This is a genomic window from Lysobacter ciconiae, from assembly GCF_015209725.1.
GTDB classification, from domain to species: domain Bacteria; phylum Pseudomonadota; class Gammaproteobacteria; order Xanthomonadales; family Xanthomonadaceae; genus Novilysobacter; species Novilysobacter ciconiae.
On sequence record NZ_CP063656.1, the window covers coordinates 1,318,276 to 1,340,927 of the forward strand.

The window sequence follows — 22,652 nt, forward strand, 5'->3', positions numbered from 1 at the left end:
GTGATGCGTCAACTATGGACGCTTCGCCTGCGCGGCGCTTGATCGGAATCAAAGCCGGCAGCGTCAGCGCGGGCCGCGCTCTTCGCGCGGTTTCGCCCGACGATCGCCCAGCAGCGCGCTGAGCACGATCGCGACACCCAGCCCGGCGCCCAGCGCGAGCAGGACCATCGCGACGGCGGGATAGCCCAGCAGGGTCGGTCCCTCGCCGGAGCGCATCATGAAGGCAGCGGCCAGGATCAGGGCGGCGGTGACCGCGCCGGCGGCGATCCGGTTGGCGATTTTCTGCAGCGCCTCCAGCAATTGCGAATTGTCCAGGCCGGTGATGCGCATCTGCAGGCGGTTGTCGGCCAGCAGCGACAGCGCATCGCCGATCTTGCGCGGGGCTTCGCGCAGCAGCTCGTGCAGGTCGATCATCTCCCCGGCCAGGTTGGACGGCGAGAGCGTCTTGCGCAGGCGTTCGCGCATCACATGCTGCAGGTGGTCCTCCACCAGGCTCTTGACGTCCATGTTGGGGTCCAGCGCGACGCAGACCGACTCCAGGCTTAGCAGGGTCTTGCCCAGCAGGCTCATCTCCGGCGGTGTGCGCAGGCCGCAGGCGGTCGCGATGCGGGCCAGGTCGAGCACCAGCCGGCCCTCGGACATGTGGGTGCCGTGGCTGCGCCCGGAATGGGCGGCATAGCGGGACACCAGCTGGCTGACCTCGCGCAGGTAGGTCTCGCTGTCGAAGTCCTCCAGGCGCGTGCCCATGGCGATGCCTTCGGCGGCCACGTCCTCGCCGCGCCCGTCCACCGCGGCGAACAGCAGCTTGAGCAGGCGCTCGCGCTGCTTGGGCGGGACGTGCGCGACCATGCCCAGGTCGAATACTGCCAGGCGCCCGTCGTCGGTCACCAGCAGGTTGCCCGGGTGCGGATCGGCGTGGATCTCACCGTGGATGAAGGTCTGGTCCAGGTAGCCGCGCATCAGTGCGGTGGCCAGGTGGCCCATGGGCTCCTCCGCCCGGCGCATGCCGCTGATCTCGGTGACCTTGGTACCGACCACGAGCTCCATCGTCAGCAGCCGGGTGCGTGTGAGGTCCCAGACCGGCTTTGGCACGGTGAGCTCGGGATAGTCGGCGAAGTGGTCCCCGAAGCGCTCCAGGTTCTCCGCCTCGGCGCGGTAGTCCAGTTCGCCCAGCAAAGTCTTGCGGAACTCATGGACCCAGTCGGCGAAGTGGATGCGCCGGCCCAGGTCGGTCGACTGGTCTACCCGACCGGCAATAGATGCCAGCGCGTCCAGGTCGGCGCGGATCTGCTCGACCGCGTGTGGCCGCTGCACCTTGACTGCGACCGGAGTGCCGTCGCGCAAAGTGGCCCGGTGCACCTGGGCCAATGACGCGCAGCCCAGCGGCTGCTCATCGAAGCTGGCGTAGGCCTTGGTCAGGCGGAAGCCCAGTTCGTCCTCGATCGCGGCACGAACCACCGGGAAGGGCAGGGGCGACACGTCGTCCTGCATGCGCTCCAACGCATCCACATACGCCTGCGGAACCATGTCCGGGCGGGTGGACAGGGTCTGGCCAATCTTGACGAAGGTGGGCCCCAGCGCTTCCAGGTCGTCGACGAACTGCTCGGCCGTGCCGTCCGCGGGGACGGTCTCCGCGTTGTCGAGTGCATCGCTGATGTCCAGACCGCCGAACACACCCGAGTTGCGGTATTTGAGCAGGAATCCAATGATCCGCGCGGTTCGCGCCAACCCGTGCTCGACGCCACCGGACCCTTGCGCAGGCGTCGTCGCTGCCGGCTCGGCTTCGCCAGGCGTGGCGGCTGTTTGCCCGGGCTGGGCGGCGTTGCTGCGTACGGTGTCGGGCATGTTGGTCTCCATGGATGCCGATACCGTATCGGGACGGACGTCAACGTGGCTTCACGCCCTGGCTGGCACGCTCAAAGACATGCCCAGGCCCACAGGAACGCTTTGGACGATCGGCCACTCCACGCGCGAGTGGCCCGTCTTCGTGGGCATGCTGAAGGACGCCGGCATTACCGCGCTGGTGGATGTGCGCCGGTTTCCCGGCTCGCGGCGCAACCCGCAGTTCAGTGCCGAGGCGATGGCGCGGGAGATGCCCGTCACCGGCATACGCTTCATCCCTATGGTCGACCTGGGCGGGCGCCGCAAGGTCGATCCCAATACGCGCAACACGGCGTGGCGCAACGACAGCTTCCGCGGCTACGCCGACTACATGGAAACCGCCGCATTCCAGGCGGCGCGGGACCGGCTCGCCGAGCTGGCGCTGCAGGAGCGCGTCGCGATCATGTGCGCCGAGGCGGTGTGGTGGCAGTGCCACCGCGGTCTCATCTCGGATGATTTCAAGGCGCGTGGCTGGGAGGTCATCCACCTGATGGCGCCGGGGCGCAGTGACGAGCATCCGTACACGTCGGCGGCTCGGATCGTCGACGGCAAGCTGGACTACTCCGCCCCCGAGCCGCCGCAGGCCTCCCTGTTCTGAGGCGCGTGGCTCAGCGATATCCCGCAGCCTGCAACTCGAACAGTTCCGCATAGCGGCCGCCGGCGGCGAGCAGTTCCTCGTGGGTGCCGCTGGCCTCCAGGCCGCCGTCGGCCAGCACCAGGATCCGGTCGGCCATGCGCACGCTGGAGAAGCGGTGGGAGATCAACACCGCGGTCTTCTCCGCAGACAGCTCCTTGAAGCGCTGGAAGACCTCGAATTCGGCGCGCGCGTCCAGCGCTGCGGTCGGCTCATCGAGGATCATCACCTGCGCATCGCGCATGTACGCGCGGGCGATCGCGATCTTCTGCCACTCGCCGCCTGACAGGTCCACGCCGGTCTTGAAACGGCGCCCGATCAGTTGCCCGTAGCGGTCGGGCAGGCGTTCGATCATCTCCTCGGCCATCGCGCGGCGCGCCGACTCGCGGATGCGGTCCTCGTCGTCCATCGCGTTGATCTGGCCAACCCCGATGTTCTCGCCGACGGTGAGGTGGTAGCGCACGAAGTCCTGGAAGATCACGCCGACATTGGCGCGCAGCTCGTCCAGGTCGTATTCGCGCAGGTCGCGCCCGTCCAGGAGGATGCGGCCTTCCACGGGGTCGTACAGGCGGGCCAGCAGCTTGACCAGGGTGGTCTTGCCGGCGCCGTTCTCGCCGACCAGCGCCAGGACCTCGCCGGCGCGCAGCTCGAAGTCCAGACCGCGCAGTGCCCACTTGTTGGCGTCCGGGTAGCGGAAGCCGACGTTCTCGAACACGAAGCCGCTCCGTATCGGCTGCGGGAACGCAACGGGGTCGGTGGGAGAGATGATCCGGGGCTGGGTGGCGAAAAACGAGAACAGGTCGTCCAGGTACAGCGCCTGCCCGGCCACCTGGGAGAAACCGACCAGCAGGCCCTCCAGCAATTGGCGCAGGCGGCGGAAGCTGCCGGCGAGGAAGGTCAGGTCGCCGATGCTGAAGTCCCCGCGCACGGTGCGCCAGGCGATGTAGGCGTAGGCGGCGTAGTAGCCCAGCGTTCCCAGCGCGGCGAGCGCGGAGCCCCATAGCGCGCGTCGGCGGGCCAGCGCGCGGTTGACGAGGTAGAACTTGTCGGCCAGTTCGGTGTAGCGGGCCACCAGGAAGCGGTGGAGGTTGAAGATCTTGACCTCTTTGGCCGTCTCCACGCTCGCGCCCATCTGGCGCACGTACTCCAGCTGCCGACGCTCGGGCGTCCAGGCGAAGTTGATCGAGTAACCCAGCGCATTGAAGTGCGCCTCGCCGAGGAAGGCTGGAATCAACGCCACCGCGAGCAGGGCGATCAGCCACGGCGCGTACACCAGCAGCCCGATGGCGAAACTGACTACCGTGATCGCGTCCTGCAACTGGCCGAACAGCTGGCTGAGCAGGTTCTGCCGCCCCATCGTCTGGCGACGCGCGCGATCCAGCTTGTCCTGCAGGTCGGGATCCTCGAAGTCCTGCAGGTCCAGGGTCGCGGCGTGTTCCATCAGGCGCACGCTGGTCGCGTTGGTGAACAGCTCCGACAGCAGGCCATCGCCGTAACTGGTCAGCCGTCCCAGCAGGTCGGAGGCGATCGCCAGCCCCAGCTCCATCGCCAGCAATGCCGCCAGGTGGTTGAGCTGGCCGCTCTGCCAGGCGACCTGCAGCGTCTCAAAGGTGGTGTCGATCGCGACCAGGCGGATCGCCTCGTCGATGATCAGCTTGCCGATGTAGAGCGTGGCGATCGGCACGAGCGCGCGCACCACGCGCAGGCCGAGGGTCACGAGTGTCAGCGACCGGCTGGTCGCCCAGATCATGCGCAGGAAAGGCGGCAGGTTGCGCAGCGCATCGAAACGCTCGCGCAGCGAAGGCTTGGCACTGGGGCGGCGGAGCGGGCCGTGGGCGCCCGTCTTCGTCTCAGCCATGCCGGGCTGCGCCGGGGATACGCGACACGGGCGGTGCAATCAGCCCGTCATTTCGCGAGGGCGCAGATGTGTGACAAAGAATGAAATCCAAAAGCGGTTCTTCCCGGACGAAAGGCGCGTGATCGCACCGACGGTATGAGGGCGCAAGTCTGGCAACTCGCGGCGCTGCAACGCGTGAATCACGCCCGACGGGTGCGCGGGCCTTGATCGCGCCAGTCCACGCATTTTCCCGCTCGCCTGACCAGGGTCAAGGCGCCGACGATCAATTCGACGGATTCTGCATCTCCCCGATATCCGCTCATCAGGAGTTGAACCATGCTGCTCGAAGTTGAAAAGATCACCTGCGACAAGTGCGGTGACGCGATCCAGAAAGCCATCCTCGCGCAGGACCCCACCGCGCAGGTCACCGTCAACGTCGCCGACCAGCAGGTCCGCGTCGAAGGTTTGATCACCCAGCAGCAGGCCATCGACGCGCTGGTCGCAGCGGGCTACCCGGCCAGCAACGCAGCGCCGCACAGCGGCGAAGGCAGCGACTGCTGCGGCGGCTGCTCTTGATTTAAGGGGAGGGCTGGCGGCGGGAGAGGCCGCCAGCCATTGGGGCTAGTGCCGTCAGGGCGGCGCGCGCCCGTTGGAGCCCGGGCCGTTAGAATGGCCACCCCTTCGCCAGCCTGAAGTCCGCGCCGTGAGCAATGCCGCCAACCCGTTTGCCGACCGCCAGCCAATCTCCATCCGGCAGCAGGATTTCATCCAGTCCGTAGCCGATGCGTTGCAGTACATCTCGTACTACCACCCGGTGGACTACATCAAGAGTCTTGCGGCGGCCTATGAGCGCGAGGAAAGCGTTGCGGCCAAGGACGCGATCGCGCAGATCCTGATCAATTCGCGCATGTGCGCCGAAGGCCACCGGCCGATCTGCCAGGACACCGGCATCGTTACGGTATTCCTGGAAATCGGCATGGACGTGCGCTGGGATGACGCGACCATGGGCGTGGAAGACATGGTCCACAGGGGGGTGCGCCGCGCGTACGCGCATCCCGACAACAAGCTGCGTGCCAGCGTGCTGGCCGATCCAGCCGGCAAGCGCATCAATACCAAGGACAACACACCCGGCGTGGTCAACGTCAAGGTGGTGCCCGGCAATACGGTCGATGTGATCGTCGCGGCCAAGGGTGGCGGCTCGGAGGCCAAGGCAAAATTCGCGATGCTCAACCCGTCCGACTCCGTGGTGGACTGGGTAATGAAGACCGTGCCGACCATGGGTGCGGGCTGGTGTCCCCCGGGAATGCTGGGCATCGGCATCGGCGGCACCGCGGAAAAGGCGATGCTGCTGGCGAAGGAATCGCTGATGGAGCCGATCGACATCACCGAACTGAAAGCACGCGGCGCCTCCAACCGCGCCGAAGAGCTGCGGATCGAACTGTTCGACAAGGTCAACGGTTTGGGCATCGGTGCCCAGGGCCTGGGTGGCCTGACCACGGTGCTGGACGTCAAGGTCAAGGACTTCCCGACCCACGCGGCCAACCTGCCGGTCGCGCTGATTCCCAACTGCGCGGCGACCCGCCATGCCCACTTCACGCTCGACGGCAGCGGTCCGGTGATGCTCGATCCGCCGTCACTGGAAGACTGGCCGCAGCTCACCTACGACGCGTCCAAGGGCCGCCGGGTGGATCTCGACACGGTCACCGCCGAGGACGTCGCCAGCTGGCAACCCGGCGAGACCATCCTGCTCAACGGCAAGCTGCTGACCGGCCGGGACGCCGCGCACAAACGCATTGTCGGCATGCTGGACGCCGGCGAGCCGTTGCCGGTCGACTTCAAGGGTCGCTTCATCTATTACGTTGGTCCGGTCGACCCGGTCCGCGACGAGGTCGTGGGTCCGGCCGGTCCGACCACCGCGACGCGCATGGACAAGTTCACCGAGCAGGTACTCAGCCAGACCGGCCTGCTGGGCATGGTCGGCAAGGCCGAGCGGGGCGGCGAGGCGATTGAGTCGATCCGCCGCCACAAGTCGGTGTACCTGATGGCCGTGGGCGGCGCCGCGTACCTGGTCTCGAAGGCGATCAAGGCCGCCCGCGTGGTTGCGTTCGAGGACCTGGGCATGGAGGCGATCTACGAGTTCACCGTGCAGGACATGCCGGTGACCGTCGCCGTGGACTCCGCCGGCGAGTCGGTGCACGTCACCGGTCCGCGCGAGTGGCAGGCACGGATCGGCACGATCCCGCTGCTGCTGGCGGAGGTCTGATCGCTCAGAGGTCGGCGATCAGCGCGCGCAGCATCGTCCTGGTTGCCGGCTGCGCCAGATACGCGCTGGCCATCGCGTCCAGCGCGGCCAGATTGGTCGCGCTGACGTCATCCAGGTCGTCCAGCCCGACCACCAGCTCGGCCTGCATGCGGTAATAGCTGCTCCCGACAATCTGGCGGGCGATGTAGTCCACCGAATCCGTGTTGCCATCAAAGAGCACGTCGATGATCGGGATCGCCCACTCCAGCGCGCCCCATTCGCGCGCCTGCTTGAGAAGGATCGGCCGGTTCCGCTGGCCGCTGCCGACCGAAAGCACCGTCAGTTGCTGGCAGTGCTGGACCCGCTCGTCATGACGGATCGCCTCGGCAATGGCGCAGGCGGTGGGGTTGTTGGCGACCACGCCGCCGTCGATCAGCGAGCACGCCTGACCTTCCACCACCAGCGGATGCGCCGGGAAATAGGTCGGCGCCGCGGTCGAGGCGCGGCACACGTCCCGGACGCGCAGCGACTGATGCTCGGGACGGAAGCTCTTGAAGATCACCGGTTGCCGCGAGAGGGTGTCGTAGCTGGTGATGACCACCGGCATGCGCAGCTCGCCGAGCGTGGCGGTGCCAAACACCTCGCGCAACACGCTTTCCAGGCCACGGCCGTCATAGCGGGGTGCTGAAGGACCGTCGCGGAAAAGCCGACCGGCACGCGACCACAGGCGGCTGGCCATGCCCGGGAAAATACGCTGCCCATGCTCCCGGTACAGGCGCGCCATCTGCGCCGGTGGCAGTCCCAGACCGAGCCCGCAGGCGATCACCGCCCCGGTGGAGCTGCCGGCCACCAGATTGAAGCTTTCGAGCAGGCCCGGCCTGCCGGCGTCCGTCAGGGCGTCCTGGACGCCCTGCAGCCAAGCGCAACTGACCAGGCCGCGGATGCCGCCGCCATCGATGGAGAGGATTCGCCGGGCCTTCATGGTCGCTGCCTCCGGTGGAGTGGACCCACGTTAACCCGATGCCGGCGCACAGGATGAGACCGCCGGCCAATCTCAGGCGGGCGTCAGAACCACTCCAGCAGCGAGATGCCCAGGCCGACCTGGGTCGAGCGATGGTTGTAGTCGATCAGGCTCTCGCCGTAGCCGTCGAACACCTGCACGTGGCCGCGCAGGGTTCGGGTCAGCGGGAATCCCCAATCGAACTGCACCGCGCCGCGCGAATCGCTGCCGCTACGCAGCGAGTGCCGCGCCATCAGTGCGAACTCGTGGCCGTCGCGCACATGCACCAGTGTCGCATCGGCGCGTCCCATGTAGTTCTCGATGCCGGGGTTGTCGTCATCGCTGCCGTCCGACAGCCGCCACCATGGCCGCACCATCAGTGCCCAGTCCTCGCGATCCATGCCGATGTTCACCATCACCCGGTTCCAGCTGCGCGAGAGGGGATCGGCGCGCCCGTTGGACTGGTGGTTGACGCCCACGCCAAGCATGCGCCCGCGCCAGCCGCCGGGGAGCCCGTAGTTGTTGCGGAACACCAGCAGCACTTCGGGCTCGTAGTTGGACTCGCGGAACGGGCGCGAATCATCGCCCTGGAACACCTGCCAGTGCGAGGTCTGGGTGTAGGCCATCCACAGGTCGCCGTTGTTGCCGATCAGGTTTTCCAGCGCCTTGGTCTTGAAGCTGACCTGGAACTTCGCCTCCACGCTTTTCAGCGAAACCGGCTGCGCCGGAATGTCCGGGTCCGAGCTGCTCGGCTCCTTGTTGGGACTGCTGTTCCAGACCGTCGGCAGCAGATAGACAGGCTTGTAGGCACGCAGGTTGAAGATGCCCAGCTTGGAGTCGCGGGCCAACTCCCAGCGGCTGTCCAGCAGGCCGCCCTTGCCGGCATTGGCGATGCGATCGACCAGCGCGTCATCCCCGGTGTCGGTACTAAACAGATTGCCGGCCACCAGACGCGCGCGCGCCGCCGCCGGGCTGGCCTGACCTTGCTGGATGTCCTGCTCGACCCGCTGCGCGCGCTGCTCGCGGGCGACATCGGCGTCCTCGTCCGCACGCGCGGTATCGGCCGCGCGTCGGGCAAACACGTTGTCGTAGCAGGCCAGGCGCTCGACATCGAGGCTGAGCGGTACACACGCTTCGGCGGTGGTCGGGGACTCGGGCGACATCAGGTCCTGCGCCGCGACGGGCGCGGCCATGGCCAGCGACGCCAGAACGAAGAGGCGCAGAGTTGCGGGGCGGAGCGCAGGCGGTTGATTCACGGGTTCGCTCATGGGGGTTCAGGGGTCGGGCGACATCAGGTCGTCGGGGGAGTGGGCACGTTGCTCGTCCGCGAGCTGTTCATCGATATCACGGTTGATGGACGTGTCCTGCGGCGCGGTGTCGGGACTTTCGTCCATCGCCACCGCTTCGGCCGGCGAAGGCTCGGCAATGGCGGTGGCCTCGTCGGGGGCGGGCATTGCCACGACGTGCTGGATGGAGCGCGGCGGCTGGATGCCGGCCAGGAAGAAGCCGTTGCGCACCGCGCGGATCGCTGCGCTGCGCACACCGCCCAGGTCGTTCTTGCGCTGGTCGATCCAGCCAAAGAACTGGATCCGCAGCTCGTTGCCGTCGTAGCTGTTGATGATCGAGGACGGCCGCGGATCGACGAGCACGCCATCGATGCTGGCGATGCGCTCCAGGCCGGTTTCCTGGGCAGTGCCCATGGACGACGCCGCGTCGACCGGTATCACGAAGTCGAAGCGGCGCTTCGGGTTGCTGCTGAAATTGAGCACGACCGACTTGAACACCAGCGCATTGGGCAGGCTGAGACGGTTGCCGTCCAGCGTCATCAGGATCGTTGCGCGCGAGGTAAGGGCGACCACCTTGCCCTCGTAGGTGTCGATGCGCAGGGTGTCGCCCGGCGAAAACGGCCGGCGCAGGCCCAGCAGCACGCCGGCGACGTAATTCTCGGCGATGTCCTTGAAGGCAAAGCCGACCACCAGGCCGATCACCCCGGCCGAGCCCAGCACCGCGCCGAGCAGTGACGTCGCACCCAGCAGGTTGAGCGCGGACAGGACACCGACGATCAGCACCAGCCACTGGACGAGGTTGCGGGCCAGCCCGTTGATGTACGGATTGGCGGTGCGCAGCTTGTGCTTGCCGATGCGCACACCGAGCCAGCGTCCGAGCCACCATGACGCGACCACCATCGCCACGGCGACGATCAGCAAGGGCAGCGCCGCCAGCAGGCGGAACACCTTGTCCATCGCGATGGCGCTGGCCGCGTCCAGCCGGTCGATCAGGTGCGTGCTGAGGGTCAGGTGGTTCTCCACGGCGCTGATGCCGGGGTGCTGGCTTGCGATCTGCTCGGCCAGCGTGCGGTCCTCGACCTCCAGCACGCTGCCTTCCAGGCGGGCGACCCCTGCGGTCACCGTCACGTTGACGTCCTGCATGCCGTCGGCCTTCTGCAGGCGGCGCGCGACCTGCAAGGTGAGCGCGTCATCGTCCGGCGCGACCACCTCGGCGTCCGGGGCAGGATCAGGATCGGTTCCGGGCCGTTCGGCGGCGCCGCTGTCCTCAGCGGCGGCGGGGCGTTCGAGCTGAGCAAGGCCCGGACCCTGCGAGGCCGGCGCTACGCCGGGCAGCAACAACACCAACAGCGCTGCGAGCAACGCCAGGGGCAGGAGCGACGATCTGGGCATCAACACATTCCGCACCTTGGGATCACAACTGGGACTTGAAGGGCAGCGACACACGCTCGGCCATCTTCTCGCGCCACGGGCGGTTGAGCCACATCTCGTGGGTGTAGCGCTTGGCGGACTTCAGATCGTGCTCGAACACCGCCGTCATCGCCTCGGCAAACGCATGGTCGTAGATATTCAGGCTGGCCTCGTCATTTAGCCTGAACGAGCGGATATCGAAGTTGGTCGAGCCGACCGAGGTCATCTGGCGGTCCACCACCAGCAACTTGGTGTGCATCATCGTCGGCTGGTATTCGTGGATCTCGATCCCGTTGCGCAACAGCGCGCCCCAAGTCGAGCGCGACGAGATCCGCACCGTGGCCGAGTCGATGTGCGGCCCGGGCAGGAGGACGCGGATGCGCACGCCACGTTCGCGCGCGGCCAGCAGGGCCTCGACGATCAGCTCGTCGGGGACGAAGTACGCAGCCGCGAGATCGATGGATTCCTCCGCGGCCGCGATCGACATCAGGTACATCAGGTGCATGCTCTCGCTGCCGCCGGCGGGCGAGGCGATGATCATGTGCGCGTCCATGTCGCCCGCGTGCTCGAGCGGTGGAAAGTAGGTCGGACCGCTGAGCACGACGCCGGTAGTCTTGATCCAGTTGTCGTTGAACGCGGCCTGGACCTGCGCCACGGCCGGCCCGTCGATCCGGAAGTGCATGTCGCGCCAGTGATCCGGATCCTCGGCCTTGCCCTCCCACTGGTCGGCGATCCCGACACCGCCGGTGAAGCCGACGCGGCCGTCGACGACGAGCAGCTTGCGGTGGGTGCGGTTGTTCATCCGGGTCAGGCTGTACCAGTGCAGCGGCCGGTAGCGCTGCACCTCCACTCCCGCGTCCTCCATCGACTGCAGCAGCGCCTGGTCCATCTTCAGGCTGCCGACCCAATCGATGGTCACGTGCACCGGCAGCCCCGCCGTAGCGCGTTCCGACAGCGCATCGCTGAATTCGCGGCCGATCTCACCGGACCAGTAGATGTAGGTCTCGAAGGTGATCGAGGTGCGCGCGGCGCGGATGGCCTCCAGCATTGCCGGAAAGATCTCGCCCCCGTTGTTGAACGCCTGCACCTTGTTGCCCGGCAGTATCCCTGGCCCGAGCATGACCGCCATCTCGCGCTCGTACTGCTCGTCTCCGGTTGCATAGTGGTGGTTGATGCGACGCTCGATGTGCTTTTCCGAGGTCGAGAAGTTCAGCCCGATCACGACCACGATGGCAGTGACGAGCACAGTCAGCACGATGACCCATGTCATATGTTTGCGGCTCCAGGACAGCATGGAATTCCCCTTGTCTCCGCGGCTACTGTGAATGTCCGGGGCGGCGCATAACGTGAAGGATGCGCGGCACGCCGGTGGCGCCGGTCAAAAAAACCACGCCGCGGCAAAAATCCCCAGCATGGCGAAGACCACCCCGATCTTGAGCACCGTCCCCACCAGCATGCCAAGCCACGTGCCAAGGCCGACACGCGTCGCGCGCCCCAGGTGGCGATCGTGCAGCAGCTGGCCCGCCAGCGCGCCCACGAACGGTCCGGCCAACAGCCCGAGCAGGCCAAAAAACAGGCCCGCCACGGTGCCTGCGACGGCCCCGGCAAGCGCCAGTCGACTCGCGCCGACCCGCTTGGCGCCTACGGCCGTCGCAAGCAGATCGATGGCAGCCGACAACACCGTCAGCACTCCCAGAACCAGCAGGATCCACGGTCCGACCTGCTCAAAGCCGTTGGCCCACGCGGCCAGCAACATACCGGCGAATATCAGCGGGATGCCCGGAATGGCGGGCAGGACCGTACCGGCTACGCCCAGCACCACCAGCACCACGGCGAGCATGTAGTAAAGCGATTGCAGGTCCAAATCGTGAATCCGTCAGCAAAAGTGATTGCATTATCACTGTTCCCGGGGTAGTTTCGGGCCGCTGTTTGTCAGGGTCATCGTGAATCACGGCCCGATGTGCTGGTTCCCGGATCGCTCATCGTTGCACCTTGTTTCTTCCTTGCAACCAGCCTGGCGCAGCCGCGCCGGTTCAACTCAGACTGTTCCAGGGAGCTTCAAGATGTCCAACCGTGAAAACGGAACCGTAAAATGGTTCAACGATGCCAAGGGTTTTGGCTTCATCAGCCGTGAGAATGGCGAAGACGTGTTCGTCCATTTCCGGGCCATCGAGTCCGACGGCTTCAAGAGCCTGCAGGAAGGCCAAGCGGTCTCCTTCGTGGTCACGCAGGGCCAGAAGGGCTTGCAGGCCGACCAGGTCCGCCCCGAGTAAGGGACGGAACTGCGCCAACAAAAAGCCCCGGCCAGTCCGGGGTTTTTTGTTGCCTGCGCCATGACTGCCGCAGGCGATCAGCTCAGGCTGGTCAGCTCACACCTGCTCAGCGCAGGTGTGCCGCACCGCCGTAAACGCGCACGTAGGAACCTTCGCGCATGCCGTTGACGTTCTTCTGGTCAACCGACACGGTGCGGCCGTTGTCCATGCGCACGTGGACGCGGTAGATATCGCCCTGCACGCTGTTCTGGATCGCGTTGCCGGCGAGGGCGCCGGCCGCCGCACCGGCGACGGTCGCCGTATTGCGCCGGCCCTTGCTCTTGTCGTCAGCAAGCTCACGGCCGGCTACAGCGCCGACCACGCCGCCGAGTACCGCGCCGGTCGCGTTGGGAACATTGGAGCCGGTCGAACCCATGTGCTCGATGCGCACGATGGTGCCGCAGTCCTGGCAGCTGGTCTGGCTGCCGTAGGCGGGCTGCGTGTTGTAGCCGCCGGAGCTGTAACCCGGGCTGGTCGCACAGCCGGCCATGGCAAGCGCGGCGGCGGCGACGAACGCGGTGGTGATGGAGCGCTGTTTGGTGATGTTCATGGGGTTCTCCGACCTTGGATTTGGGGTGGGCAACAAGCCACGCAGCCAACTTAGGGCGGTGCCGATGAACGCAGGGTCAATCCGCGGGGTACCTGCCGGGAATCAGCGGAAGTCCTGGTGGCATGCCTTGCAGTTTTCGCCGATCTTTTTTGTGGTCGCGGCGAGGCTCTCGCATCCTTCGGCCGGACTGGCGAGCGCGGCATCCAGGGTGGCGCGCAGATCGCCGGCGTGGCCCGCGAAGCGCGCGTCATCGGCAAGGCCCGGGAAGGCGGGCTCAAGGTCGTCGCTGACGGTGCGCAGCGCCTTGATGTGCGGCTGGGAGTCGGGCGCGCTGCAGCGGTTGGCCTTGATCTTCCCGCCCAACTGCGCGGCATGGGCCTCCATCATGTGCATGGCGGCGCCCGGGAAGTGGTCCTGCCAGGTCTTGCGGCCTTCCAGCGCGCGCAGCAGCATCACCGTCGCCAGTACACCGATGGCCAGGCCGACCAGCACCAGGATGATGTACTTGGCGCCGTTGCCATGGGGCTTGTGGTCGCCGTACGGGGTCTCGCGCTGGGGGTTGTCCATGGGGCTCGCTTCCTGATGTTTGGCCGAACGATAGCACGCACTGCGCGAGCTTCAGCCGGTCGCGGGCTCTACAATGCCGCGATGGAAAACCACCCCCTGGACCCTGTCCTGCTGGAGCGATTCGGCGGTATTGATCGGCTGTACGGCACCGGCGCGCTTGCCCGTTTCAGCCAGTCGCGCGTGGCTGTCGTCGGCATGGGAGGCGTGGGCTCCTGGGTCGTCGAGGCGCTGGTGCGCAGCGGCGTCGGCCGGTTGGTGTTGATCGATGCCGATGACATCTGCGTGTCCAACTCCAACCGGCAGCTGCCTGCGCACGAGGGCCAGTTTGGGCGGCCCAAGGTGGTGGCCATGGCGGAGCGGTGCCGGAGCATCAACCCGTTGATCGAGGTGGAGGCGGTAGAGAGTTTCCTGACCGCGGCGAACGTGGGTGAGCTGCTGGACCGTGACTTCGACCTGGTGCTGGATGCCTGTGACAGCTTCCGCAGCAAGGTGGAACTGATCGCCTGGTGCCGGCGCCGGAAGCTGCCGTTGGTGGTCTGCGGTTCGGCCGGCGGGCGGCTGGATCCGACCCAGATCCGCGTACGTGACATGTCGCGTACCGAGCATGACGCGATGCTGGCGCTGATCCGCAAGAAGCTGCGCGCCGAGTTCAATTTTCCGCGCAGCCCGCAGCGCTACTTCAGCGTGCCGGCGGTGTACTCGCTGGAAAACGTGAAGTACCCGCAGGTCGATGGCACGGTCTGCGGTGTGCGTCCGAAAGTGGCGGGCGAAGCGTCGCTGAAACTTGATTGCGGCGCGGGTCTGGGCGCGGCGACGCACGTCACCGGGGCGTTTGCGTTCGCGATGGTGAGCAGGGCGCTGGAGCTGCTGTTGAAGGGGCGGGCTACGGTCTAGCGAGCGCGATCGCTGGTTGGAGTGCACCGTCCCGGCTTGCGTTGTTTTCCGGGGGCCGGAGAGCGGGCGTCAGTGGAAGTCGCGAGAGCGTGTGTCCAGCGTTCCCAGCAGCGGGGTCAGGTTTTCCAGCCGCCTGGCGATCAGGTGCTGCACGCCGCCGCGTGATTCCAGCCGGCCTTCCACTGCCAGCAATTGCGATTCCAGCAGTTCACGTCGCTGGCGCACGGCCAATTCGTTCCAGACCACCACGTTGGTCATGCCGTCCTCGTCTTCCAGGGTGAGGAAGACCACGCCGCTGGCCGTCTGCGGCCGCTGGCGCAGGGTCACCAGTCCTGCCGCGCGGACGTGGCGTCCGTGTGGAAGCTTGGCGATCTCGCCGGAGCGCCGCCAGCGCCGCGCATCCAGGACCCGGCGCAGCATCGCCAGCGGGTGGCGGCCCAGAGTGGTGCCGGTCATGGCGTAGTCCGCGCGCATGTCCTCATCGGGCGAGGGCAGGGGTAGCACGATGCGTTCGGGCTCGCGGCCGGTGGCCGGGTCGGCGAACAGGGGCAGTTGGGGTTCGATACCGGTGATCGCCCAGCGCGCGCGGTGTCGGTGTCCGGCCAGTCCACGCAGCGCCCCGGCATCGGCCAGCAGGGATTGGCCGCGGCGATCCAGTGCCGCGCGGGCGCACAGGTCAGCGACATCGTGGAAGGGCGATTGCGCGCGTGCCTGTTCGATGCGCCGGGCGGCCTCCATGCTGAAGCCGCGCACCATGCGCAGGCCGAGGCGGATGGCGGGTTGGGGGGATTCGCCGGATCGGGCGGAGCGCCGTTGCATCGAGGTGGAGTCGCGTAGCGCGGACGAGGCATTCGAATTCGCCTCCAGGCTGCAGTCCCAGTCGCTGTAGCGCACGTCCACCGGCAAGGTGCGGATGCCGCGGCGGCGCGCGTCCTGCAGCAACTGGTCGGGCGAGTAGAAGCCCATCGGCCAGGAATTGATCAGCGCGCAGGCGAAGGCGGCCGGCTCATGGCATTTCAGCCAGCTGCTGGTGTAGGCGATGAGGGCAAAGCTGGCCGCGTGCGACTCGGGAAAGCCGTAGCTGCCGAAGCCCTTGATCTGCTCGAACAGGCGCTCGGCATATTCGACGCTGTAGCCATTGCGCAGCATGCCGGCCATCAGCCGCTCGCGGTACGGCTCCAGCCCGCCGCGACGCTTCCAGGCGGCCATCGAGCGGCGCAGCCGGTCGGCCTCGTCGGCGCTGAAGTCGGCGGCGACCATGGCGATCTTCATCACCTGCTCCTGGAACAGCGGCACGCCCAGGGTGCGCTTGAGCACGGTCTCCAGCTGGGGCGAGGGGTAGGTGATCGCCTCCTCGCCGCGGCGACGGCGCAGGTAGGGATGCACCATGTCGCCCTGGATGGGACCGGGCCGGACGATCGCCACCTGGATCACCAGGTCGTAGAACTCGCGCGGACGCAGCTGCGGCAGCATCGCCATCTGCGCGCGCGACTCGATCTGGAACACGCCCACGGTATCGGCGCGGCTGATCATCTCGAAGGTGTCACGGTCATCGACGGGGATGTCGGCGACGGTGATGTCGCGGCGACCGCTGGTGCGCAGTAGATCCAGGGTCTTGCGGACGGCGGTCAGCATGCCCAGCGCGAGGCAGTCGACTTTCAGCAGGCCCATCGCGTCCAGGTCGTCCTTGTCCCACTGGATCACGGTGCGATCGTCCATCGCCGCGTTTTCCACCGGCACCAGGGTGTGCAGCGGGTGCTCGGAGATCACGAAGCCGCCCGGGTGCTGGGAGAGGTGGCGCGGCATGCCGATCAGCTGCTCGGTCAGCGCCACCAGCTGGCGCATCACCGGAGATTCGGGGTCGAAGCCGCGCTCGCGCAGGTGCGCGTCGAGCGGCGCCTGGCCGCTCCAGCGGTCCAGCGTGGAGGTCAGCTCGCCCAGCAGGTCCTGCGGCAGGCCCAGTGCGCGACCGACGTCGCGTACCGCGCCCCGGCCCCGGTATTGGGTCGCTATGGCGGTCAGCGCGGCGCGCTCGCGGCCGTAGCGCTTGAAGACGTACTGCAGGACTTCCTCGCGGCGCTCGTGCTCGAAGTCGATGTCGATGTCGGGCGGCTCGTCACGCTCGCGGGAGATGAAGCGCTCGAACAGCAGGTCCATCAGTACCGGATCGATCTCGGTGACGCCCAGCACGTAGCAGATGACCGAGTTGGCGGCCGAGCCGCGGCCCTGGCAGAGAATGTTGCAGGAGCGGGCGTAGCGCACGATGTCGTGCACGGTGAGGAAGTAGGACTCGTAGCGCTTGTAGTGGACCAGTTCCAGCTCGTGCTCGATCAGCGCGCGCGCCTTGGGCTGGACGCCGCCGGGCCAGCGCCACGCCGCGCCTTCCTCGACCAGTTGCCGCAGCCAGGATGCGGCGGTGTGGCCGGCCGGCACCAGTTCGTGGGGGTATTCGTAGCGCAGTTCGCGCAGGCTGAAACGGCAGCGTTCGGCGATGCGGACGCTCTCGGCGAGCAGGTCCTCGGGGTAGATCGCCGCCAGCGCGCGGCGACTGCGCAGGTGGCGCTCTCCGTTGGGGAACAGGCGGTGCCCGGCATCAGCCAGGGTGGTGTGGTGGCGGACCGCGGTCAGGGTGTCCTGCAGGGCGCGCCGGCCGCGCACGTGCATGTGCACGTCGCCGGTCGCGACCAGCGGCAGGCCGATGCGCTCGCCCAGGTGGCGCAGGCGGGCCAGGCGGGCGTCGTCGTCCGGGCCGCGATGCAGCTCCACCGCCAGCCAGGCGCGGTCCGGGAAGCTGGCGTGCAGCCAGCGGGCATGGTCGCTGTCGAGGGCGTCATCGCGGGTGTCGCCCCGTGGCAGCCAGAGCGCGAGCAGGCCGTCGGTACCCGGATCGCTGTCGTGCGATGCGGCGTCGGAGGCGAAGTCCTCGCGCAACATCCGGTACTCGCCCTTGGGGGCACGCCGACGGGCGCGGGTCAGGCATTGGCACAGGCGCGAATAGCCGGCCAGGTTCTCCACCAGCAGGACCAGTTTGGGTCCGTCCTCCAACTGGACCTCGCTGCCGACGATCAGCGGCACGCCGGACTTTTCCGACGCCTCCAGCGCGCGCACGATACCGGCCAGCGAACCCTCGTCGGTGATCGCCAGGGCGCTGTAGCCCTGTTGCCGGGCGCGCTCGAACAGCTCGGCCGCAGTCGATGCCCCGCGCTGGAAGCTGAAGGCTGACAGGCAGTGCAGCTCGGCGTAGGCGGGCAGGGGCGCGCTCATGAGAACCAGCCGTGCAGCATGAAGCCGTCCGCCGCGCTGCTGGCGGGGTGGTGGCTGGTGAGGCGCGGGGGGTCGCCGGCGGCGCGGTAGGCCCAGGCGCGTTGGCCCTGGCTGGTCTGCAGCAGGTAGTAATCACGGCGCAGGTCGCCGTCCCACCAGCCGGTCTCGATGCGTTCGGGTCCGGCGAGGATGCGCAGCTGGTGATCGCGCAGCGGCACCGGATGCGGCAGCAGCCAGCCCGGACGGGGCAGGTCGGCCGGCGGAGCGACCCGCGAGTGCTCGGCTTGCCAGGCCCGTTCGGGGCGATGGTCGGCGCGCACGCCCAGACCCTGCACGGATTCATCGCCGAGCCGGGCCCGCAGGCGCTCGCGCAGTTGCTCCCACGGCACCGCCTGTTGTGGGCGCGCATCGAACAGGTCGCGACCTGCCGGCACGAACGGGGGCAGTTCACGGGCCAGCAGCTGCACGCCGCGCACCGGGGCGGGAACCCGCTCCTGCTCCAGCCGGCCCCGGGCCAGTTCGAACAGCATGGCCGAGTCGCGCTCGGGCGCCAGCAGGCCGACCACCACCTCGGTATCGGCGCAGCGCTCGTGTTCCAGCACCAGGGTGAAACGTTCCACGCCCCCGTCGCGTCCGGCCAGGTAGGCAGCCAGATCGGCGGTCAGGCGGCGCAGCGGGAACAGCAGCGCCTGACTGGACTCCACGTCGTAGTTGAGGTCGATCCGCGAGCTGAAGCTGTCGGGCGGCTGGTAGTAACGCAGTGGTGTGGGCAGTGAGCCGGTGAGGCGGTCCAGGTGGGCGAGGGCGTCCTTGCCCACCCGCCGGCCCAGCGCCACGCGCGGCAGCGCGACGACCTGGCCCAGCTTGCTCAGCCCCATCCGGCGCAGGCTGCTGGCCACCTCGGCGGGCAGGCCGCTGCGCTCCACCGGCAACTGGGCCAGCGCGTTGTGCAGGGGGCCATCGGTCAGGATCGCCAGCCCGTCATGCTGGTTGGCCAACGCGCGGGCGGCATACGGGTTGGGTGCCAGGGTGATGCGGTGGCGGAATCCCAGCGACTTGAGGTCCTCGCGCAGCTGCGCCTCGAACCGCGGCCAGGGACCGAACAGCTTGAAGCTGGCCTCGACCTCGAGCAGCAGGGCCGAGGGCATCTCGTGGCTGACCAGCGAGCTGTAGCGGTAGGCCCACGCGGCCAGGAAGCGGTGCCAGCGCACGTCCTCGGCCGGATCGTGGGCGACGGCGGTGAAACGGCTGCACAGGGCCTGCGCCGCGCCCAATGATTGACCGGCCCTCAATCCGGCGGCTTTGGCGGAGGCGTTGACGGCGCGCAGCACGCGGCGCTGCGCCGGCCCGGTCACCAGCGCCAGTGGGGCGGCGGGGTCAGGGTGGCGGCGCAGGACGCCGTCGAGCGCCAATTGCGGCAGGAGGATGCAGGCCCAGAGCATGGGCGGATCTCAATGGGTCCGCGCCCGCAGCGCATACAACTTGTGCACGCGTGAGGGTGGGAAGGCCCGGACCACGCCGCCCTGCCGGGAAGGCGGCCGGCAGCCGTCCGCGGCAAACGGGATCGCCTGCGGGGGCGGATTGCCGCCCCGGCACTTGAGTATCCGCAACCGGGCTGGATCGGCGTCGACGGCGATCCGCAGTGCCGCCGGCGAGGGATTGGCTGCCGCCTTTATCGGGCGCAGCGCAAACCCCAGGCACTGCCCGGCCTCGGCGGCCACCTGCAGGCGGCGCAGGGCGCGGTCGTCCACCTGACGGGGCCAGCACAGCACCGCCGAGCAGGCCGCCGAACGCAGGCACTGCTCGGTGGCCCACAGCGCGTCACGTGGATCGGCGCGGACGATCTGCAAACGCTGCAGACGGATGCCGGCATTCATCCAGGCCGGCGCATAGGGCAGGTACGGCGGCGCGATCAGCGCGATCATGCCGTCGGCCTGCGACAACCGGGCCAGGGTCGGCCACAGCAGGCGCAGCTCGCCCACACCGTCGGCCGGCAACAACAACTCGGTCAGGCCGGTTTCCGGCCAGCCGCCCTCGGGCAGGGCATCGTCCAGATCGGGGAAGCCGGTCGGCTGGCTGGATGGCGCGCGCGGGGCGGGCCGGCCACGCCAGACCTGGCGCGACTCCAGCAGGGACTCCAGGGAGCTGACCACCGCCATCAACCCGGCCTCACCAGTCCGGCAAACAAGCCTTCGATGGCGAAGTCGACGATGCGGGCGTCGATCTCGATCGGGGCGTAGGCCGGGTTTCGCGGCAGCAGGCGCAGATGGCCGCCATTGCCTTCCGCACCACCGGTGTCCAATCGCTTCACCGTCAGCTCGCCTTCGATCCGGGCCACCACCGTCTGGCCGTGGCGGGCCTGCGGCGTGCGATGCACGCCGATCAGATCGCCCGGCAGGATGGCGTCCAGGATCATCGAGTCGCCCTCGACCTCCAGCAGGTAGTCCGGACGCAGGCGGAACAGGGACGGGTCCAGGGTGAGTTCGCGCCTTACCTCCGGGTCGGAACCGATTGGCTGGCCGGCCGCGACCCGGCCCAGCAAGGGCACCTGCAGGAGTCCATCGCCCGGGGTGCCGGCAGTGCCCGGGCCGGTGAGCCGGATACCGCGCGCACGCCCGGTGGCCAGTTCGATCAGGCCCGCCTGTGCGAGCACTTCCAGGTGGTGCCGCGCCGAGCGGTTCTGGCGGAAACCGAAGGCGCGGGCGATCTCCATCTGTGACGGGGGGTAGCCGTGACGGGCGATGTGCTCGCGCAGATAGGCGAGCAGGCGGTGCTGGGTGTCGGAGAGGTCCATGTACTAATAATAGTACCTGTCTGTCTCACGCATTGAGATACGCCGCGGCTCAGGCGAGGTCGAACAATTCCGTCTGCACGCTACCCGCATCCTCCTCGATGAACCCCGAAAGCCCGACCCCTACCAGCCGATAGAGCGTGTTCCCGGGCAAGGCGACGCGGTCGCGCAGGTCGCAGGCGATATCAGCCAAGGCGTCCAGCGTGGCCGGCCGTGTGGGCGGCGTCAGGCTGCGGGTCAGGATGCGGAAATCAGCGGTCTTGAGCTTCAGCACCACCGTGCGCGGCGTGCGATCGGGATGGCGCTGCCGCTGGCGCTGGTAGCCGTCCCAGGTCTTCTCTGCCAGGCGCCGGATGTGCGGCTCCAGTTCCGCCAGTGGAAGGTCGCGCTCGAAGGTGTCCTCGGAGGAAATCTGCACGCTCAACCGTTCCGAGCGCACGGGGCTGTGGTCGATGCCCCGCGACAGCTGGTGCAGGCGGCGGCCCCAGCGACCGAAGCGCAACTCCAGCTCTTCGCCGGCGACCTCGCGCAACTGGCCCACGGTAGCGATGCCCAACTCGGCCAACTTGCCCTGCATCACCTTGCCCACGCCGGGCAGGCGGCCGACCGGCAGGGGAGTGAGGAACGCCTGCACCTGGCGGGGCCGGATCACGAAGGTGCCGTCGGGCTTGTTCCAGTCCGAGGCGATCTTGGCCAGGAACTTGTTGCCCGCGACGCCGGCCGAGGCCGTCAGCCCGGTTTCCGCCCTGATTGCGGCCCTGATCGCCTCGGCAGTAGCGGTCGCAGAGGGGAGGCCGCTGCGGTTCTCGGTGACATCCAGGTACGCCTCGTCCAAGGACAGCGGCTCCACCAGATCGGTGTGGCGCAGGAAGATCTCGCGCACCAATCGCGAGGCCTCCTTGTAGCGCGTGAAGTCCGGCGGAATGAAGATCGCATCCGGACACAGGCGTTCGGCACGCATCGCCGGCATCGCCGAGCGCACGCCGAACACACGTGCTTCGTAACTCGCCGCCACGACGACCGAGCGCGCACCGCGCCACGCCACCACCACCGGCTTGCCGCGCAGTGACGGGTCGTCGCGCTGCTCGACGGACGCATAGAAGGCGTCCATGTCGACGTGGAGGATCTTGCGAAGCGGGGTGGGCATCGGGGAAAGCGGCGTCTTTGGAAAGGAACAACGGTCGGGCAGGCCTCCGACCGCATCCATTGTGCGACAAGTTGCCGCCGCGGTTGCCGTCGTCACGCGCTCTTTGGCACGCTGGGGATCCTGGTTCGCGCAATACCCGCCAACCGCTCCGGAGCCACCCATGCAGCAACCCCGTCATTTCTCGATGCTCCGCGAATTCCAGCTTGCGGACTGGTTCACCCTTGGCAACGCGTTCTGCGGCACCGGCGCGATCTTCGCCGCGATGCGCTTCCTGCAGGAGGGCGTGGTGTTCGACCTGATGATCGGCATGGCGCTGATCCCTCTGGCCTTCATCTTCGATGCGCTGGACGGCCGGGTCGCGCGCTGGCGCAAATCCGCCTCCACCCTGGGGCGCGAGCTGGACTCGCTGGCCGACGTGATCTCCTTCGGCGTGGCGCCGGCGGCGCTTGCCTACGCGTGCGGCATGCAGGGCGGCTGGGACTGGGTGATCCTGAGTTTCTTCGTGGGCTGCGGGGTGAGCCGACTGGCGCGCTACAACGTTACCGCCGAGCAGTTGTCCGGCGACGAGGGCAAGGTCAAGTACTTCGAAGGCACGCCGATCCCGACCAGTCTGGTGCTGGTGATCGTGCTGTGGATCGCCGCGTCGCAGGGTGCGATCGGATCGCAACTGTGGCTGGGCGTGCTGAAGATCGGTCCGTGGCAATTCCATCCGCTGGTACTGATGTTCGCGCTGTCGGGCGTGCTGATGGTCAGCAAGACGGTGCGGATTCCCAAACCCTGATGAAGCGCGCGGTGCACGGGTACGCAACGACGGCGTTGCTATGATCAACGCCAGCT

The 22,652-nt window shown here is 67.8% G+C and carries 20 protein-coding genes; 6 read left to right on the forward strand and 14 right to left on the reverse strand.

The genetic code is table 11. The features are described from left to right. Window positions 1-63: 63 nt before the first annotated feature. Window positions 64-1,845 carry an ABC1 kinase family protein gene (locus tag INQ41_RS06035; protein ID WP_228076733.1) on the reverse strand — a complete coding sequence of 594 codons (1,782 nt, stop codon included), beginning with the start codon at window positions 1,843-1,845 and terminating at the stop codon, window positions 64-66. A gap of 79 nt (window positions 1,846-1,924) precedes the next feature. Between INQ41_RS06035 and INQ41_RS06040 the strand changes: the two genes are divergently transcribed. Beyond that, on the forward strand, window positions 1,925-2,479 hold the full coding sequence (locus INQ41_RS06040; RefSeq protein ID WP_193987003.1) for a DUF488 domain-containing protein: 555 nt from the start codon (window positions 1,925-1,927) through the stop codon (window positions 2,477-2,479). Between the two features lie 10 nt (window positions 2,480-2,489). On the opposite strand, the gene INQ41_RS06045 is transcribed toward INQ41_RS06040, so the two are convergent. Next, complete coding sequence (locus INQ41_RS06045; protein ID WP_193987004.1) at window positions 2,490-4,373, reverse strand: ABC transporter ATP-binding protein; 1,884 nt, start codon at window positions 4,371-4,373, stop codon at window positions 2,490-2,492. A 315-nt stretch (window positions 4,374-4,688) separates the two neighbouring features. Here INQ41_RS06045 and INQ41_RS06050 point away from each other — a divergent pair, with 315 nt between their 5' ends. Beyond that, window positions 4,689-4,928 carry a heavy-metal-associated domain-containing protein gene (locus INQ41_RS06050; protein ID WP_043957797.1) on the forward strand — a complete coding sequence of 80 codons (240 nt, stop codon included), beginning with the start codon at window positions 4,689-4,691 and terminating at the stop codon, window positions 4,926-4,928. 166 nt (window positions 4,929-5,094) lie between these two features. Continuing rightward, window positions 5,095-6,615 (forward strand): fumarate hydratase, encoded by a 1,521-nt coding sequence (locus INQ41_RS06055; RefSeq protein WP_193987241.1) that lies wholly within the window; start codon window positions 5,095-5,097, stop codon window positions 6,613-6,615. Between the two features lie 4 nt (window positions 6,616-6,619). Here INQ41_RS06055 and INQ41_RS06060 read toward each other — a convergent pair whose 3' ends face one another. The 5 genes from INQ41_RS06060 to INQ41_RS06080 form a co-directional block, all read right to left on the reverse strand. Then, on the reverse strand, window positions 6,620-7,576 hold the full coding sequence (locus tag INQ41_RS06060; protein WP_193987005.1) for a patatin-like phospholipase family protein: 957 nt from the start codon (window positions 7,574-7,576) through the stop codon (window positions 6,620-6,622). 83 nt (window positions 7,577-7,659) lie between these two features. Next, window positions 7,660-8,862 carry a phospholipase A gene (locus INQ41_RS06065; RefSeq protein WP_193987006.1) on the reverse strand — a complete coding sequence of 401 codons (1,203 nt, stop codon included), beginning with the start codon at window positions 8,860-8,862 and terminating at the stop codon, window positions 7,660-7,662. Window positions 8,863-8,868: 6 nt separating this feature from the next. Further along, complete coding sequence (locus INQ41_RS06070; RefSeq protein WP_193987007.1) at window positions 8,869-10,272, reverse strand: mechanosensitive ion channel family protein; 1,404 nt, start codon at window positions 10,270-10,272, stop codon at window positions 8,869-8,871. Window positions 10,273-10,294: 22 nt separating this feature from the next. Further along, the gene (locus INQ41_RS06075; protein WP_193987008.1) at window positions 10,295-11,560 is read right to left on the reverse strand and encodes a phospholipase D-like domain-containing protein; all 1,266 of its coding nucleotides are present in this window, start codon (window positions 11,558-11,560) and stop codon (window positions 10,295-10,297) included. Between the two features lie 108 nt (window positions 11,561-11,668). Next, a complete protein-coding gene (locus INQ41_RS06080) occupies window positions 11,669-12,154 on the reverse strand; it encodes a DUF456 domain-containing protein (protein ID WP_193987009.1) in 486 nt (161 codons plus the stop codon). Window positions 12,155-12,353: 199 nt separating this feature from the next. Here INQ41_RS06080 and INQ41_RS06085 point away from each other — a divergent pair, with 199 nt between their 5' ends. Next, the gene (locus INQ41_RS06085) at window positions 12,354-12,563 is read left to right on the forward strand and encodes a cold-shock protein (protein WP_043957790.1); all 210 of its coding nucleotides are present in this window, start codon (window positions 12,354-12,356) and stop codon (window positions 12,561-12,563) included. A 106-nt stretch (window positions 12,564-12,669) separates the two neighbouring features. Here INQ41_RS06085 and INQ41_RS06090 read toward each other — a convergent pair whose 3' ends face one another. After that, window positions 12,670-13,152 carry a glycine zipper 2TM domain-containing protein gene (locus INQ41_RS06090; RefSeq protein ID WP_193987010.1) on the reverse strand — a complete coding sequence of 161 codons (483 nt, stop codon included), beginning with the start codon at window positions 13,150-13,152 and terminating at the stop codon, window positions 12,670-12,672. Between the two features lie 102 nt (window positions 13,153-13,254). Continuing rightward, the gene (locus tag INQ41_RS06095; protein ID WP_193987011.1) at window positions 13,255-13,719 is read right to left on the reverse strand and encodes a cytochrome c; all 465 of its coding nucleotides are present in this window, start codon (window positions 13,717-13,719) and stop codon (window positions 13,255-13,257) included. A gap of 81 nt (window positions 13,720-13,800) precedes the next feature. Here INQ41_RS06095 and INQ41_RS06100 point away from each other — a divergent pair, with 81 nt between their 5' ends. Then, complete coding sequence (locus INQ41_RS06100; protein WP_407074252.1) at window positions 13,801-14,613, forward strand: tRNA threonylcarbamoyladenosine dehydratase; 813 nt, start codon at window positions 13,801-13,803, stop codon at window positions 14,611-14,613. A 69-nt stretch (window positions 14,614-14,682) separates the two neighbouring features. Here INQ41_RS06100 and INQ41_RS06105 read toward each other — a convergent pair whose 3' ends face one another. From INQ41_RS06105 to dinB, 5 genes are read right to left on the reverse strand one after another with little or no spacing between them, the layout of a single operon-like run. Beyond that, window positions 14,683-17,877: an error-prone DNA polymerase gene (locus INQ41_RS06105; protein ID WP_193987012.1), complete on the reverse strand. Its 3,195-nt coding sequence runs from the start codon at window positions 17,875-17,877 to the stop codon at window positions 14,683-14,685. After that, on the reverse strand, window positions 17,874-19,319 hold the full coding sequence (locus INQ41_RS06110; RefSeq protein ID WP_193987013.1) for a Y-family DNA polymerase: 1,446 nt from the start codon (window positions 19,317-19,319) through the stop codon (window positions 17,874-17,876). The genes INQ41_RS06105 and INQ41_RS06110 overlap by 4 nt, the downstream gene beginning before the upstream one ends. Window positions 19,320-19,328: 9 nt before the next feature. Further along, the gene (gene imuA, locus INQ41_RS06115) at window positions 19,329-20,036 is read right to left on the reverse strand and encodes a translesion DNA synthesis-associated protein ImuA (RefSeq protein ID WP_193987014.1); all 708 of its coding nucleotides are present in this window, start codon (window positions 20,034-20,036) and stop codon (window positions 19,329-19,331) included. Further along, entirely contained in the window at window positions 20,036-20,671 is a 636-nt protein-coding gene (gene lexA, locus INQ41_RS06120) for a transcriptional repressor LexA (RefSeq protein ID WP_193987015.1), read from the reverse strand. Before lexA ends, imuA begins: the two co-directional genes overlap by 1 nt. Window positions 20,672-20,720: 49 nt before the next feature. After that, the gene (gene dinB, locus INQ41_RS06125; protein ID WP_193987016.1) at window positions 20,721-21,815 is read right to left on the reverse strand and encodes a DNA polymerase IV; all 1,095 of its coding nucleotides are present in this window, start codon (window positions 21,813-21,815) and stop codon (window positions 20,721-20,723) included. A gap of 160 nt (window positions 21,816-21,975) precedes the next feature. Between dinB and pssA the strand changes: the two genes are divergently transcribed. Beyond that, on the forward strand, window positions 21,976-22,596 hold the full coding sequence (gene pssA / locus INQ41_RS06130) for a CDP-diacylglycerol--serine O-phosphatidyltransferase (protein WP_193987017.1): 621 nt from the start codon (window positions 21,976-21,978) through the stop codon (window positions 22,594-22,596). Window positions 22,597-22,652 lie beyond the last annotated feature (56 nt).

Bases quoted from the DNA above. Each gene is read 5' to 3' on its own strand.
- INQ41_RS06090 (WP_193987010.1), bottom strand. From the start codon at position 13,152: ATGAACATCACCAAACAGCGCTCCATCACCACCGCGTTCGTCGCCGCC.
- INQ41_RS06060 (WP_193987005.1), bottom strand. From the start codon at position 7,576: ATGAAGGCCCGGCGAATCCTCTCCATCGATGGCGGCGGCATCCGCGGC.
- INQ41_RS06065 (WP_193987006.1), bottom strand. From the start codon at position 8,862: ATGAGCGAACCCGTGAATCAACCGCCTGCGCTCCGCCCCGCAACTCTG.
- INQ41_RS06100 (WP_407074252.1), top strand. From the start codon at position 13,801: ATGGAAAACCACCCCCTGGACCCTGTCCTGCTGGAGCGATTCGGCGGT.
- INQ41_RS06045 (WP_193987004.1), bottom strand. From the start codon at position 4,373: ATGGCTGAGACGAAGACGGGCGCCCACGGCCCGCTCCGCCGCCCCAGT.
- INQ41_RS06035 (WP_228076733.1), bottom strand. From the start codon at position 1,845: ATGCCCGACACCGTACGCAGCAACGCCGCCCAGCCCGGGCAAACAGCC.
- INQ41_RS06095 (WP_193987011.1), bottom strand. From the start codon at position 13,719: ATGGACAACCCCCAGCGCGAGACCCCGTACGGCGACCACAAGCCCCAT.
- INQ41_RS06105 (WP_193987012.1), bottom strand. From the start codon at position 17,877: ATGAGCGCGCCCCTGCCCGCCTACGCCGAGCTGCACTGCCTGTCAGCC.
- INQ41_RS06050 (WP_043957797.1), top strand. From the start codon at position 4,689: ATGCTGCTCGAAGTTGAAAAGATCACCTGCGACAAGTGCGGTGACGCG.
- lexA (WP_193987015.1), bottom strand. From the start codon at position 20,671: ATGGACCTCTCCGACACCCAGCACCGCCTGCTCGCCTATCTGCGCGAG.
- INQ41_RS06085 (WP_043957790.1), top strand. From the start codon at position 12,354: ATGTCCAACCGTGAAAACGGAACCGTAAAATGGTTCAACGATGCCAAG.
- INQ41_RS06070 (WP_193987007.1), bottom strand. From the start codon at position 10,272: ATGCCCAGATCGTCGCTCCTGCCCCTGGCGTTGCTCGCAGCGCTGTTG.
- imuA (WP_193987014.1), bottom strand. From the start codon at position 20,036: ATGGCGGTGGTCAGCTCCCTGGAGTCCCTGCTGGAGTCGCGCCAGGTC.
- INQ41_RS06040 (WP_193987003.1), top strand. From the start codon at position 1,925: ATGCCCAGGCCCACAGGAACGCTTTGGACGATCGGCCACTCCACGCGC.
- dinB (WP_193987016.1), bottom strand. From the start codon at position 21,815: ATGCCCACCCCGCTTCGCAAGATCCTCCACGTCGACATGGACGCCTTC.
- INQ41_RS06110 (WP_193987013.1), bottom strand. From the start codon at position 19,319: ATGCTCTGGGCCTGCATCCTCCTGCCGCAATTGGCGCTCGACGGCGTC.
- pssA (WP_193987017.1), top strand. From the start codon at position 21,976: ATGCAGCAACCCCGTCATTTCTCGATGCTCCGCGAATTCCAGCTTGCG.
- INQ41_RS06075 (WP_193987008.1), bottom strand. From the start codon at position 11,560: ATGACATGGGTCATCGTGCTGACTGTGCTCGTCACTGCCATCGTGGTC.